We start from the raw sequence: 233 nt of genomic DNA, 5'->3' as shown, positions 1-233 counted from the left end.
CAGCTCACGCTATATTTCCTGGATCAAACCAAAAGCTGGCCGCAGACTCAGTGACTGCCTAACCACACTTATTGGCTGCGAAGAAACCGGCGACACCAAGAAAGATACAACCAAGTTAATGAGTGCTGTATCAGATTACTGCAAAACCATTGAATCCGACACCGAGCGCAACGACGTGAAGAAAAAGGTTTTTGAATACTGCGACTGCCAGCTGCAAGAGTACAAAACGATCT

The 233-nt window shown here is 46.4% G+C and carries 1 protein-coding gene; it reads left to right on the top strand.

The window, feature by feature from the left end; all coding sequences use genetic code 11:
* Positions 1-233 (top strand): nucleoid-associated protein (locus tag ACY2RR_RS24810; RefSeq protein ID WP_490110868.1); only part of this gene is annotated, 233 nt, incomplete at both ends.

The sequence above is a fragment of the Parendozoicomonas sp. 2304DJ65-17 genome, assembly GCF_058148445.1.
Note: the sequence above shows the minus strand (reverse complement) of the source record. Positions and strands in the feature narration are given on the sequence as shown.